The sequence below is a fragment of the Neobacillus drentensis genome (assembly GCF_036965425.1).
Lineage (GTDB): Bacteria > Bacillota > Bacilli > Bacillales > Cytobacillaceae > Neobacillus > Neobacillus drentensis_F.
Map to the genome: position 1 here is coordinate 24,169 of NZ_JBALPP010000064.1, position 13,499 is coordinate 37,667.

Annotated in this window: 14 protein-coding genes and 1 pseudogene; 12 read left to right on the plus strand and 3 right to left on the minus strand. The window is 39.7% G+C overall.

The window, feature by feature from the left end; genetic code table 11:
* Positions 1-40: 40 nt before the first annotated feature.
* Positions 41-1,102 (minus strand): putative glycoside hydrolase, encoded by a 1,062-nt coding sequence (locus tag V7161_RS16955; protein ID WP_335714138.1) that lies wholly within the window; start codon positions 1,100-1,102, stop codon positions 41-43.
* A 254-nt stretch (positions 1,103-1,356) separates the two neighbouring features.
* Between V7161_RS16955 and V7161_RS16960 the strand changes: the two genes are divergently transcribed.
* The 4 genes from V7161_RS16960 to V7161_RS16975 all read left to right on the plus strand — a co-directional run bounded on the left by V7161_RS16960 (position 1,357) and on the right by V7161_RS16975 (position 7,015).
* Complete coding sequence (locus tag V7161_RS16960; RefSeq protein ID WP_335714139.1) at positions 1,357-2,868, plus strand: helix-turn-helix domain-containing protein; 1,512 nt, start codon at positions 1,357-1,359, stop codon at positions 2,866-2,868.
* A 186-nt stretch (positions 2,869-3,054) separates the two neighbouring features.
* Entirely contained in the window at positions 3,055-4,731 is a 1,677-nt protein-coding gene (gene hutU / locus V7161_RS16965; protein WP_335714140.1) for a urocanate hydratase, read from the plus strand.
* A 21-nt stretch (positions 4,732-4,752) separates the two neighbouring features.
* The gene (hutI, locus tag V7161_RS16970) at positions 4,753-6,051 is read left to right on the plus strand and encodes an imidazolonepropionase (protein ID WP_335714141.1); all 1,299 of its coding nucleotides are present in this window, start codon (positions 4,753-4,755) and stop codon (positions 6,049-6,051) included.
* Entirely contained in the window at positions 6,023-7,015 is a 993-nt protein-coding gene (locus V7161_RS16975) for an agmatinase family protein (RefSeq protein WP_335714142.1), read from the plus strand. Before hutI ends, V7161_RS16975 begins: the two co-directional genes overlap by 29 nt.
* Before the next feature lie 150 nt (positions 7,016-7,165).
* On the opposite strand, the gene V7161_RS16980 is transcribed toward V7161_RS16975, so the two are convergent.
* Positions 7,166-8,494, minus strand: a complete 1,329-nt coding sequence (locus V7161_RS16980) for a YheC/YheD family endospore coat-associated protein (protein WP_335714143.1) — start codon at positions 8,492-8,494, stop codon at positions 7,166-7,168.
* Between the two features lie 192 nt (positions 8,495-8,686).
* On the minus strand, positions 8,687-8,980 hold the full coding sequence (locus V7161_RS16985; RefSeq protein WP_335714144.1) for a YciI family protein: 294 nt from the start codon (positions 8,978-8,980) through the stop codon (positions 8,687-8,689).
* Between the two features lie 275 nt (positions 8,981-9,255).
* On the opposite strand from V7161_RS16985, the gene gvpA reads away from it, so the two are divergent.
* The 8 genes and pseudogenes from gvpA to V7161_RS17025 form a co-directional block, all read left to right on the plus strand.
* The gene (gvpA, locus tag V7161_RS16990; protein WP_335714145.1) at positions 9,256-9,507 is read left to right on the plus strand and encodes a gas vesicle structural protein GvpA; all 252 of its coding nucleotides are present in this window, start codon (positions 9,256-9,258) and stop codon (positions 9,505-9,507) included.
* A 78-nt stretch (positions 9,508-9,585) separates the two neighbouring features.
* A complete protein-coding gene (gene gvpN, locus V7161_RS16995) occupies positions 9,586-10,452 on the plus strand; it encodes a gas vesicle protein GvpN (RefSeq protein ID WP_335714146.1) in 867 nt (288 codons plus the stop codon).
* On the plus strand, positions 10,452-11,207 hold the full coding sequence (locus tag V7161_RS17000) for a GvpL/GvpF family gas vesicle protein (RefSeq protein WP_335714147.1): 756 nt from the start codon (positions 10,452-10,454) through the stop codon (positions 11,205-11,207). The genes gvpN and V7161_RS17000 overlap by 1 nt, the downstream gene beginning before the upstream one ends.
* Positions 11,204-11,446 (plus strand): gas vesicle protein GvpG, encoded by a 243-nt coding sequence (locus V7161_RS17005; RefSeq protein WP_335714148.1) that lies wholly within the window; start codon positions 11,204-11,206, stop codon positions 11,444-11,446. The genes V7161_RS17000 and V7161_RS17005 overlap by 4 nt, the downstream gene beginning before the upstream one ends.
* Before the next feature lie 23 nt (positions 11,447-11,469).
* A complete protein-coding gene (locus tag V7161_RS17010; RefSeq protein ID WP_335714149.1) occupies positions 11,470-12,297 on the plus strand; it encodes a GvpL/GvpF family gas vesicle protein in 828 nt (275 codons plus the stop codon).
* 1 nt (position 12,298) lies between these two features.
* Positions 12,299-12,580, plus strand: a complete 282-nt coding sequence (locus V7161_RS17015; RefSeq protein WP_335714150.1) for a gas vesicle protein — start codon at positions 12,299-12,301, stop codon at positions 12,578-12,580.
* Complete coding sequence (locus V7161_RS17020; RefSeq protein WP_335714151.1) at positions 12,510-12,773, plus strand: gas vesicle protein K; 264 nt, start codon at positions 12,510-12,512, stop codon at positions 12,771-12,773. Before V7161_RS17015 ends, V7161_RS17020 begins: the two co-directional genes overlap by 71 nt.
* A gap of 21 nt (positions 12,774-12,794) precedes the next feature.
* A pseudogene (locus V7161_RS17025) lies at positions 12,795-13,082 on the plus strand (gas vesicle protein); the annotation flags it as partial.
* Positions 13,083-13,499 lie beyond the last annotated feature (417 nt).

Here is a 13,499-nt window from a genome sequence, read left to right on the forward strand (position 1 = left end):
AAAGCCCACTCCAATGAGTATTTGTCCCTTTTGTTTATCGTTAATACGGTGTGTAATCCACATTTGGTGTATAGTTGTTGGCCGCGTTCCATAATAAATATTCATTGACGCCCTGTGAATGAAGGGCGCGAATTTGATCCTCAATTTCCTGCTTTCCGTACACTTTATAATTCCCTTTTCCAAGCCAGGCAGCGGTGAAATCCTGAAGCCATGGTCTTGAAGCAGGAGGGGAGGTCAATTTATTTAATCGGGTTTTTTCAACTTTTGCATATTCGGAAACAAGACGATATGGCTCTAAATCAGGCTTTGTAATTCCGAAAATGCCGGTCCAATGACTTGGATAAATCATCGCAGAAATGACATCCACATTCTCAGCGATCTTGGAGAAATTTTGGCCAATTCCCGGTGCTTCTGGTATAACGGTCGCATTTCCAAACGTATCGACTGACATCTTGACCCCATAAGGCTTCAATTTTTCCTTCGCATATTTAACAAATCCAGTTACGGCAGTGACACGACTGCTTCCTTCTCTTTGACCAATGTAGGTTAACGAACCCTCAAACGTCGAAAATTTTTCCGGAAATCTAACATAGTCAAACTGTATCTCTTTAAAACCCACTTTGGCAGCTTCCATCGCCATGCCGATATTATAGTCCCAAACCTCTTTGACAAAAGGGTTTGTAAACGAATCACTCCGTGAATTTTTCCAAATGCCATGTGGCGTTTTATATGACCAATCGGGATTAGCATTAGCTAAAACATTGTCCTTAAAAACGACAATCCGGGCAATCGGGAATACTTTATTTTTCTTAAGTGTCGACATTAATGCAGATGAGTTCTTAATATAAGGACGACTGGCCGTATAATAGGGTGAATTTTTAGAGGGCTGAAAGGTGAGATTGCCGTGGTCATCCTTTATATCAATAACCATCGCATTCAATTCTGTTTGGTTGATCAGATTCATTAATTTTTCAAACTTTGGGCCTTGTGTGTTTTCGGCTTTCACATAAATCCCCTTTATCGGCTCTTGAGTGCTGGCAGAGATCGGGGTATTTATTGAAAATGTAAACAGGACGATGAATAGACTAACAAATTTCCTCATATGCTCACTCCTTTTCATTTTTTATGGCTATTTTCGCAAAGAATGTTGTTTTTCGTATAGGTTCATCAACCCTTATAAAATGATTATCGTGGCATCTTTTCGTAAGATCATTTGCGAAAATTGCCTAGAAACTTTGTAAGTAACCCTTAATAAGTTCTAAAAGCAACAAAGTTTGCGAAAAGAGCCTTTTTTATTATCGTTTACCACCGGAGCCTTTTTTTATGTATAATGTTTCTGAAAGGGGTGAGCGAGAGATGGAAGGGAAATGGCTGATTGCCGACCGCGATTTAAACGAGCGAGAAGGATTAAAGTGGCTGCTGAAAACTTCCTCCATTCCAGTAACCAACATTATTCTAGCATCGAATTTTCAAGAATTCATCGTTCATTTTGAAAAAGAATCCCCGGATATTGTGCTGATGGAGCTGGATATGGTCAGCAAGGAGGAATGGTCCAGCTTTCGTGAGCTCATGCAAATTTATGACCCCATTCTACTGCTGACTAGTGCCGAAGCGACCTTCGAAAAGGCAAGGCTTGCGATTGATATGCAGGCATTAGAGTTAATGATCAAACCTTTTTCGACAACCAAGATTAAGTCCGCTTATCAGAAGGCATCGAGGAAGCTTGGCACAAAAAACAATCTTAACAGCAATTATCGTTCAAATTCATATAAAGATATTTCCTATGAAGCGCTATTTATTCCACACACCATAAACTCGGAGAACTACCATATCGCTGCGTTCCAAACAGAAAGTATCGAGACGATTCCTATCTTGCATTCTTTTTTAACAGAGTATCCTTTCAAGGATTTGCCCGGAATTTTTGCCTTAAATGACATGGTGATTCTTCTCTTTAAGGAAATCTGCCCTAATATAAAGGAACAATGTCAAAAAGCGATGAGAAAGTGGGATGAGGAATTCTCCGAACCCCTTGCGATTGTAGTCCATAAGGGGAACTCGTCACCATTAACGCTTAATCAAAAATATTTGCAAACGAGAAAAATGCTCGAATTTACTTATTATAAGGGATACCAGCAAGTAGTTGAACTTGATTATTCGCCGGATTGGGTTCATATCGATCCCTTCTTGGCGCCTCCTGAGCAGCGTGAATGGGTGGACATGCTAGCCAACAGTGACTTAGAAAAAATAAAAAAATGGCTTTATGATGAATTTCTTCAATTAAAAGAGCGCTATCCCGATCCAGGTTTGGTTAGAATCAGATTAACCAGTATCCTTGCTCAAGTGAGAAGATATATGATGACCTATAATCTGGATGCAGACCAAAGCTTTGAACAGGAATACCGTTATATTTTTAATTCCATTTTATATGACACCGTTCTTTACCGTACGGTGCAAAATTTCATCCTATTCGTGCAAAAATTATTTTTAGGTGCCGAAGCAAGCATACGTAATTTTAAGCAAGACCCGATTGAGCGCGGCATTGCTTTTATTGAGGCAAATTTTTCGAACAGCGATCTTAGACTTGAAGATGTTGCCAAATATGTCGACCGAAATCCATCCTATTTTAGCCATCTGCTGATTTCAAAAACGGGCTCAAGCTTTACAGCTTTTTTGACTAGGATTCGAATGAAGGAGGCAAAACGGCTCTTAACGGAAACCAATTTACCTGTTAAGGAAATTTCGCAGCTTGCTGGCTATCAAAATTCGAATTACTTTAGCAGAATGTTTAAGGAAGCTGTTGGAATCGCACCAAGGGAATTTCGAATGAAAAAAATGAATATACACCACAGTGAAAAAGGCTCAGAATAAGCTCTGAGTCTTTCTTTTTCTAAAAAAAGTACTCATTTCTAAAAATTTTATAGTTTTACTAGCTTGTCCCCTAAATATCCTCTAGATGAAAACATAAATATTATCCTTCATCCAATTTTTCAACCGTATTTTTCAGAAGATTATATTTTTATAATACTAATAGAATCATATTAAGGAGTGACGATAATGGAAACGACAAATACGGCAAAACCACGCGTTATTCAAAACTATAAAGGAACTGAACTTCACGCAAAGGGATGGATTCAAGAAGCAGCGCTGCGCATGTTATTGAATAACCTTGACCAGGAAGTGGCAGAAAGACCAGAAGACCTCGTGGTATACGGCGGAATCGGAAAAGCAGCTCGAAACTGGGAATCTTTTGATGCTATTGTGAAAACGCTTTTAGAGTTAGAAGAGGACGAGACACTTTTAATTCAATCTGGTAAGCCGGTTGTTGTCTGGAAATCCCACAAGGATGCACCACGCGTATTACTGGCAAATTCAAACCTCGTACCAGCTTGGGCAAATTGGGAGCATTTCCATGAATTAGATAAAAAAGGCCTCATGATGTACGGTCAAATGACAGCTGGGAGCTGGATTTACATCGGCAGCCAGGGAATTGTTCAAGGTACTTATGAAACATTTGCAGAGCTTGCTCGTCAAGAGTTTGGCGGCTCCTTAAAACACACCATCACCTTAACCGCAGGTCTTGGCGGCATGGGCGGTGCTCAACCGCTTGCTGTAACGATGAACGATGGCGTATGTATTGCTATTGAGGTAGAGGAATGGCGAATCGATCGTCGTATTGAAACACGATATTTGGATGTAAAAACAAAAGACCTTGATGAAGCGTTAAAATTAGCCTTTGAGGCGAAAAAGGAAGGCAAAGCACTTTCTATCGGTCTTCTTGGTAACGCGGCAGAAATTTTACCATTAATGATTGAAAAAGGCTTCACCCCTGATGTGTTAACAGACCAAACATCTGCACATGACCCGCTTAACGGCTATGTGCCAGTGGGGTACTCTTTAGAAGAAGCAGCTAAATTAAGAAATGATGATCCGACATTATATGTGAAGCTTTCTAAACAAAGCATGGCTACACATGTAAAAGCCATGTTAACCATGCAGCAAAAAGGCGCCGTTACTTTTGATTACGGTAACAATATTCGTCAGGTTGCAAAAGATGAAGGCGTTGAAAATGCGTTCGACTTCCCTGGATTCGTCCCTGCTTACATTCGTCCATTATTCTGTGAAGGTAAAGGACCGTTCCGCTGGGCAGCCTTATCCGGCGATCCAGAAGATATTCGCAAAATTGATGAAGCATTACTTCGTGAGTTCAAAGATGATGAACATCTTTGTAAATGGGTTAAAATGGCCCAAGAAAGAATCGCTTTCCAAGGACTTCCTGCCCGCATTTGCTGGCTAGGCTATGGAGACCGTGCCCGTTTTGGTAAAGTCATCAATGATATGGTTGCTTCTGGTGAAGTTTCTGCACCAATTGTTATCGGCCGTGATCATCTGGATGCTGGTTCTGTTGCTTCGCCAAACCGTGAAACAGAAGCAATGAAGGACGGAAGTGATGCAGTTTCTGACTGGCCAATTCTTAACGCAATGATCAATGCAGTTGGTGGTGCGAGTTGGATTTCCCTTCACCACGGCGGCGGAGTTGGTATGGGATATTCCCAGCACTCTGGTATGGTAATTGTTGCGGACGGAACTAAGGATGCAGAAATTCGCTTACAGCGCGTATTAACAACTGACCCTGGTATGGGTGTAGTACGTCACGCAGATGCCGGCTACGATTTAGCCATTAAGACAGCGAAGGAAAAAGGCATCAAGATGCCAATGCTGCAACAAGACTAAGATTGAAGGGATTGGAAACGAATGAGTAAAGCACTTTTTATCAGAAAGGCTTCTCAGCTCGTTACCCTAAAGGGGAGCTCTAAGGCTCCCCTTGTTAAGGGTGCGATGTCTGAGTTAAGTATAATTGAGAACGGCAGCGTTTGGATTGAAGATGGAGTGATTCAGGCTGTTGGGACGGATGAGGAATTAGCAGCAAAATATATGGCTCGTTTAGCTGACGCTGAGATTGTCGATGCCACAGGTAAACTTGTGACCCCTGGTCTGGTCGATCCACATACCCATGTTGTTTTTGCCGGAAGCAGAGAAAATGAATTTAATATGCGTCTTCAAGGGGCTACCTATATGGAAATCATGAATGCCGGCGGCGGTATTCACGCAACGACAAGGGCAACACAGGCTGCCAGCCATGAACAGCTTTTTAGTGAAAGTTATGAGCGTTTAAACGCGTTCCTTCGTCACGGTGTTACCACATTAGAAGCAAAAAGCGGATATGGCATGGAGTGGGCAACGGAATTGAAGCAGCTGGAAGTGGCCAAAGAACTAAATAAAAAGCACGTGATTGATGTTGTTTCTACCTTTATGGGCGCCCATGCAGTTCCGAAAGAGTATAAAGAAAATCCGGATGCGTTTGTCGATTTGTTGATTGACGAAATGATCCCAAAAGTGGCTGAATTAGGCCTTGCCGAATTCAATGATGTTTTCTGTGAACATGGTGTGTTTACACCGGAGCAATCACGCAGAATCCTTGAAGCGGGTAAACGCCACGGGCTGCTGGCGAAAATTCATGCGGATGAAATTGAGCCGTATGAAGGGGCTGAGCTAGCTGCTGAAGTAGGGGCGTTTTCTGCAGACCACTTATTGAAGGCATCTGAAAAGGGCATGAAGGCAATGGCGGAAAAGGGAGTAGTCGGCGTATTACTTCCAGGAACCGCGTACTTTTTAATGGCAGAGTCTGCAAATGGCCGGAAAATGATTGATTTGGGTGTACCGGTTGCCTTGTCAACGGATTGCAACCCAGGTTCATCGCCCACGGTTTCCCTTCCGTTCATCATGAGTCTTGGCTGTTTGAAAATGGGGATGACTCCTGCAGAAGTCATTTCGGCGACCACGATCAATGCGGCACATGCGATTAATCGGGCTGCTGAGATCGGCAGCTTGGAGGTTGGCAAAAAAGGTGATGTGACCATTTTTAATGTGCCAAACTATATGAAGCTTCAATACTCCTATGGGGTTAACCACGTGGACACGGTTGTGAAAAATGGTGCTGTGGTTGTCAAGGGAGGTCAGCTCAGTGAAGAGCTTTCTTTATCCAAAAATTAATCCTCACAGCTTTGCATGGGTAAGACCGGAGGGTCGTGCTCCGGAGAAAGTTCATGAATGGATTCAGCCGCTCGATGGAGCGGCTGATCCTGAAAAGAGCAAAGAAGCGGAGATTATCGTTGTCGGTGTGCCTTTGTCACGCTCATCAATTAGCGCCTCTGGAGCGTCGGAATTTCCGGATGCTTTTAGACGTGCTTGGAAAGGCTTTACCACCTACAATCTTGATGAGGATATTGACTTAGCGAAGATGAAAGCATTGGATGTTGGTGACGTCCCATTGCATGTCACTGATATCCGCCGCTGTCATGAGAATATTATTGAGGCCTCTGAGGCACTTCACAGTCATTTTAGTAATTCGAAGGTTTGTGCCATTGGCGGTGACCATTCGATTACGGCGATGATGGTGAAGGGTCTCCAAAAGTCGAAGCCTGGGGAGCGAATCGGGATTCTCCAGTTTGATACTCACTTTGATTTACGAGATATGAGTGATAATGGCCCTTCAAACGGTACACCAATGCGTAACCTAATTGAAAGTGGTGTAGTTGAAGGCTCTAATATGTACAACATCGGATTGCACGGATTTTTTAATACCAAGGATTTAAAGCAATATGCGGATGAAAAGGGCGTTAACTATATTACTTTGGGCCGCGCTCGGAAGAAGGGTATCGAAGCGACAGTTCTTCAATGTTTAGATGAGCTTTCTGCGAAAGTAGATACAATTTATTTAACCGTTGATATGGATGTGCTTGATATTGCTTATGCTCCAGGGGTACCGGCCTCAACGCCGGGGGGCATGACAACCGCAGAACTGCTAGAAGGAGTACTAGCAGCAGGCCGCCATCCAAAAGTAAAAGCCATGGACATCGTCTGCCTGGACCCGCTTAAGGACACGAACGTCCAACCAACCGTCAAACTTGGCACCCACGTATTTCTGACCTTTGCAACAGGGGTAATGTTAAGATAGGTGTCAGGCACCAAAAAAAGACAAAACAAGGCAAATGTCCACCTCACGCGGACATTTGCCTTGTTTATTTATATTTAGTTAACATAATATTATTATGTTAACTAAAGTTACCTACATCTAATAAGTTTTAGTGATGTGTTTAATAATGAATTAATTAAATCCTGCTAGTTTTTTGGCGTAGAGCATATTGGTTTTAAGGATTTCGTAGTAAAGGTCGGGGAAACCGGCAACGAGTGCGATTTCATGGGAAGGGTTTCGATGCTGTACATCCAGAATCCAAATAGCTTCATTCTCATCAACTTTTACATCTACACTGGCATTGGCAAAGTGAACTCCTTTTTCTTCGATTACCTTAACCGCTTCAATCGATTTATCGGCTATTTCCTTCACTAGCATGGCCGTTTTCACTTCATTAAGATCCCAAACTTCTTTCAACGTCTCTTTTCCTAATTCAACAAACGGATATATATTGCTTAATACAGTGCCCGGTTTACCTTGTCGAGCAAACAGGTTCATGACCTGCCATTTACCCTTTGAATTCTTGACTACAATCACCCGGAAGTCAATGGTCCTGTCGTGAGTAGTTTGCAGTTCAATTGATTGTTGAATCATATATTCTCCTGCTTTAAAATACTTAGCAAACACTTCATAGACCTGGTTCTTTTCAGAATATCGTATTTTCTTCGATTCTCCCTTTTGTGGATCCGTGAAGATGATGTAGTTATTTTCTTTTGATATTTTGTAAATATAGGAGTTTCTTGTGGTGCTGATAGATTTAACCATCACCTTAGAGTATTTCTCTAAAAATGAGTACAATTCTTCAGGAGATTCATACAAAACGGAATGTGGCAGATAATCCTTCACAATATAGGAGGACTCTAAAATCTTATGAATATTCCATTTATTATAATGAAAATCATTAAAAACCGCATCACCGATAACAGATTGAAAATGCTTAATCCATCTGGAGCTTGCCTTCTTCGTCAGTACAAAAATAGAGGAAGGATAAGGAAACGTCCCTTTTTCCCATTGTTTCGATTTAGGATTAAATAGATAACCTTTTATGGTTTGATCGTCTTTATTTACACCTTCAAGTGGAAAAACAAGAACAGCACCCTTGATTTCACTGTAATATAATAAATAATCCAATAGGTCCTCTAATTGACTATTGATAGATTTAAATGAATTTCCAGCTAGTATCCCAATAAAGGGACCGAAGTGGATTTCATCGCCTTTTAGTAGAATTTCATAATGGCAGTTAAGAGGAATGTTTAAATGATCAAGAATATCTGAAGAAATGCCCACCTCATTTTCCTGAAGGTTATGGGACGTATAAACAGGTGCCCTTAGTGATTGATTTCCAAAGAAAAAAATTCTTTCAGTCCAGCGGGTGATACCGATAAATTTGGCAACCTCCGGGTGCAGTCTTATAACACCTTCGCTATCTTGATCCCGCCTTAAGCGAAAAAAACTTTCCATTGTTTACCCCCTAACATAAATGTGGATAAGTTATTGTATGATTACTTTTTTAATATTGTTTTGATTTGAATCAAAAATGGGGGGACAAGGAGTTAAAATGGTCGAATGTTTAGTGAAATTAAAGATAAAACCCTGTCTAAGCGTAAAAAAGCAGGTGTCAATTGACGCCTGCTATGTGAAATTAACATAATTTTATTTCCCTTGCATAAGAGAAACTCTATATTTATGTAATTCTGAACTCATGATTCCGTTTGAAACTGCAGGATCATTATTCATTACTTCCTCAGCATTTTCCCATGATTCGGATTTAAATACGCAAATTCCAAAAGCTCCGTCTAAGCAAGGGCCTGCCAAAACTAATTTTTCTTCTGCTAACAGATCTTTAAGATACTGGAAATGTTCATCCATAATTATAGCTTCTTCCTGTGTCATAGTCTCAATAAAATCATGGCGGTTCGGTCTAATCAAATAAACAAATTCCTCCATTAATAGGCCTCCTATCATTTCACTACATTTAGAGTAAGAACAATTTTTACAATTGTAAAGTCAATTTTCTCTCAATTTTCCTCTATAAAAATATGCGTCCCATACCTTATACACATGTCCATACCATATTTACTAGAAAACATATAATATTGTAATTCGTCATAGACGAAGAATTCAGCTGTTGATAAGGGTAAGAATCATCACTTGTGTAAGAAATGAAGAATAATCTATATGGATTTCCCTTGAGTGCAGCCAACGAAAGGAGGAGATGAGTAATGGCTGCTATACAAAAGAGTGTAAATACATCCAGTTTGGCAGAAGTAGTTGACCGCATATTGGATAAAGGTGTCGTAATTGACATTTGGGCTGTTGTTTCATTGGTTGGAATTGAACTGCTGACAATTGAAGCCCGGATTGTCATTGCCAGCGTTAAGACATGGCTGAAATATGCAGATGCGGTTGGACTGTTATCTGACAGTCCTCATCATCTTTTTGACGAAGAGACTGCAGTAGAATCTTTATCGTAAATAGGAGGAAAGGTGATGCCAAGGCAGGTCACGCCTTGGCTCCTTTTTTGAAAAAACCAGCGAATAGGAGGTGTGATGATGTTCGTCAAGACTGAAAAAACAGAGGAAATCATTACAAAAACGATAAAGTATATCAAGGCAGGTTATCCCGTACATTTTGTCGGGCCATCGGGTATCGGAAAAACTAGCTTGGCACTCCAAATTGCTTCTCAATTGAACAGGCCGGTTACCATTATACGCGGCCACCATGAATTATCGAATAAGGATTTATTAGGGCAACATTATGGAATAACAAAAAAAGAGATTATCGATAATTATATTCATTCAGTTTATAAGCGAGAGCAAGTCATTAAACCAATTTGGGTCCAAGGACAGCTTATTGAAGCGGTCAAACATGGACATGTTGTCATTTATGATGAATTTTCACGTTCCCTGCCTGAAACGAATAATATATTTTTAGCCCTTTTAGAGGAACAGGTTTTGCCTCTTTACGGGAAAGAAAAGGACTCATTTATTCCATGTCATCCAAACTTTTCCATCATTTTCACAAGTAATCCCGATGAATATGCAGGAACCTTTCATACTCAAGATGCACTCCTCGATCGATTAATAACCATCAGCTTGGATACATGTGATACAGAAGATGAAATAAAAATTCTCCACGAGAAAACAGGTATCAACGAGGAAGAAGCTAAGGAAGTTGTAAGGCTTGTTACTAAATTAAGATCCTATGGAAAGGGATTTTGTCCAAGTTTACGAGCTTCACTGATGATTGCCACAATAGCCCAAAAAGCAAGCATTCCAATTTTGGCTGAAGATAAACAGTACCAAGCCCTATGTTTGGATGTATTAACGAGACCAGTGAACCAAAGTTTCCCTGAGTTAAAAAATAAAGCTGTTCAGGAACTTATTTTAAAAGAATTGTTAAAGAAAGGAGAGCAGTAATGAGTACCCAAAATGGAGTGTATGTTTTTTGTGCCATATCTGAAAAGGAGCCAAAGAAATTTGGAAAAGTACTATTCAATGATTTAGACAATGATGTTTATACCATTCACCACCAGAATATAGCCATGGTTGTGGCAAGGGTGGATGGTGAGGTTTTACCAGACCGAAATAATTTATTTGCCCATCAGCAGGTTATTTCTGAAATCATTAAAGATTACAGCTTAATCCCTATGAGCTTTGGAAATGTGTTTCATTCAGAAGAGGATGTGCTGTTGATAACAAAACATATGCATGATGAATTTGAAAAATTGTTCACCCATTTGGAGAACAAAATCGAGGTCGGCTTAAAGGTCATTGCTAAAAAAGAATGGCTAAAGGAAGAAATGAATAATAATCCGATGTTAAAAAAACTAAAGGACTCAAAAATAGACATTACCAATCCGGCATCCTTTTATGACCAGATTCAAATAGGAGAGCACGCCCAAAACTTTGTTTTAGGTTTGGAGTATGAGGTGGAAAAAGAAATCTACCATTCCTTACTAGAGTTAGCGGCAGCAGGGAAACAAAATGCGACAATTCCTGGAAAAACTCTGTTAAATGCTGCTTTTTTGGTCGATCGTGATATGGAAGAAGCATTTGACAAAAGGGTAAATGATTTATTTGAATTATGGAAGGAAAAAGTAGACTTTAAGTATACGGGCCCATGGCCGGCCTATAACTTTGTCGATATTCGATTAAGGATTGAAGGAAAATGATTTTTAAATTATTTACACTACCGATCCGCTCCATTATCAAGCTTGGGGAAAAAATTCAAGAAGAAGCAGACCAAGAATTGTACGATATCCAATATATTCAACAACAACTCATCGAGTTGCATATGATGTACGAATTAGAGGAAATTGAGGAAGAAGCCTATGTGATTCGGGAACAGGAATTGCTAAACAGATATAAAATAGCCAAAGAACGTGAAAAAAATGAGTTTTTAGAGGATTAGAGGTTTAATAAGGAGGATGCACTATGACTCTAACAAAGATTGGAACAGACTTTTTATATGTATACGGGGTCATTTTAACAGAGGAACTTCAATATTCAGAAATTCCTTCACTTAAGGGGATTGATCAAAAACCCATTTATACGAAGAAGTATAAAGATTTAGCAGCCGTTATTACCCCGGTCAATGCCCCTAATTTTTCTCAACAGCAAATAGACCTTCTTGTTAAGGATGCTGAATGGTTAAAGGAAAAAGCTTTTCATCATCATGAAGTTATCGCCGCAATACAAAACAATGCTACCGTCCTTCCCTTGTCGTTTTGCACCATCTTTCAAAAAGAAACAACTTTAGAAAGTTTCCTCTCAGAGCAATATAATGATTTTTATCAAAAACTCCTTTCCCTTAAAAGTAAGCAAGAGTGGAATGTAAAAATGTTTTGTCAAACGGAAAAAGCCTTAGAATATGTCATAGATCACAATCCAGCTGTATTGGAATTAAAAGAAAAATTAACGCTTATGCCGAAGGGGAAGCAGTTTTTAATGAGGAAAAAGCTAGAAAATTTGATAGCAGCCCAATTTGAAGTGGAACATATGAAATGGTGGCAGGAAATAAATCAAGAACTTTCATCGATTGTCCAGGATGTCAATCTTCGCAAAAATTGGGGTAAAGAAGTTACCGAACGAAAAGATGACATGATTATGAATGCAGATTACCTAGTAGAAACCAATAATGCAGAACAGTTTTTAAACAAAGTCCAGGAAATAGAAAAAACTTACACAACACTAGGATGTACGTTTCATGTTACCGGTCCTTGGCCGCCTTATCATTTTTCCAAAATGGTGAAGGAGACCTAAGATGGAGCGGTATCATCTTTTTGAAAATAAAGAAATGACCCTGCTGGATTTATTGGATGGCATTATTGATACAGGAGTCGTAGTTCAGGGAGAAATCTTAATCTCGATTGCCAATATTGATTTAATTGTTGTCGATCTTAAGCTACTGATCTCATCGATTGAAAGTGCTTTTGGCCCAAGGGAACGGAATAACGGAGGGGAGGTCATTATGAATGGAACGGATGCCCTTAGACTCGAGCAAGGTAGAGCAAGGATTGGCGAAATTAGTGCTCACGATCATTGAACTTCTTCGCCAGTTAATGGAACGTCAGGCAATGAGGCGGGTTGAAAGTGATTCGCTCACAGAGGAGCAGCTAGAGGAATTGGGATTAACCTTAATGAGGCTTGAGGAAAAAATGGAAGAATTAAAGGTAATTTTTGGTTTAGAACATGAACAGCTCAATATAGAATTAGGCCCGCTGGGGAGACTTCTTTAAACCATTGAAGGAGAGATGGATATGCCCATTCAGCATTCATCACAATCTACGAATTTACTAGAAGTTTTAGAAAAAATACTGGATAAGGGAGTCGTGATTGCAGGTGACATTAAAATCGCTTTAGCCGATGTCGATTTACTCACCATTAAAATCAGGCTGCTTGTCGCATCGGTCGATAAAGCGAAAGAAATAGGGATGGATTGGTGGGAGAGCGATCCGTATTATTCCGCGAAAGGAAGAATAGCGGAACAAGAGCGTGCTCAATTACTAGAAAGAATCAATCGTCTGGAACAACTTGTTGAAACTAAGGCAATCCCACGCGATATTGGAGAAAAATTATTACTTGAACCGGTTGTTGAAAAGAAAGAAGCAGTACAAGTTGCAGAGGAAAAGGATTCTTCGCAGATTTCAAAGAAAACTGATGCTGCAAACAATGAGAAAGAAAAAGACTCTAATCATATGAAAAACGATGAGAAAAAGCATCCAGGAAAACATTAAATGAAAAATATAGATAGTGTTGATGACAATACTTTCTAAATAAAAAAACCTTGAATTCAAGGTTTTTATAGTCATCATACACTATTTCTTTTTATCATATAGTTTCTTAAAAATTTTAATCATATAATTATTTAATTCTTTTAGTTCTACTAGTTCTTTTTTTAATTCTGAAAAATCATTGGAGAGTTTCTCAAGTTGCTCGGATAAAGAAGCAAGTTCTGCATTTTC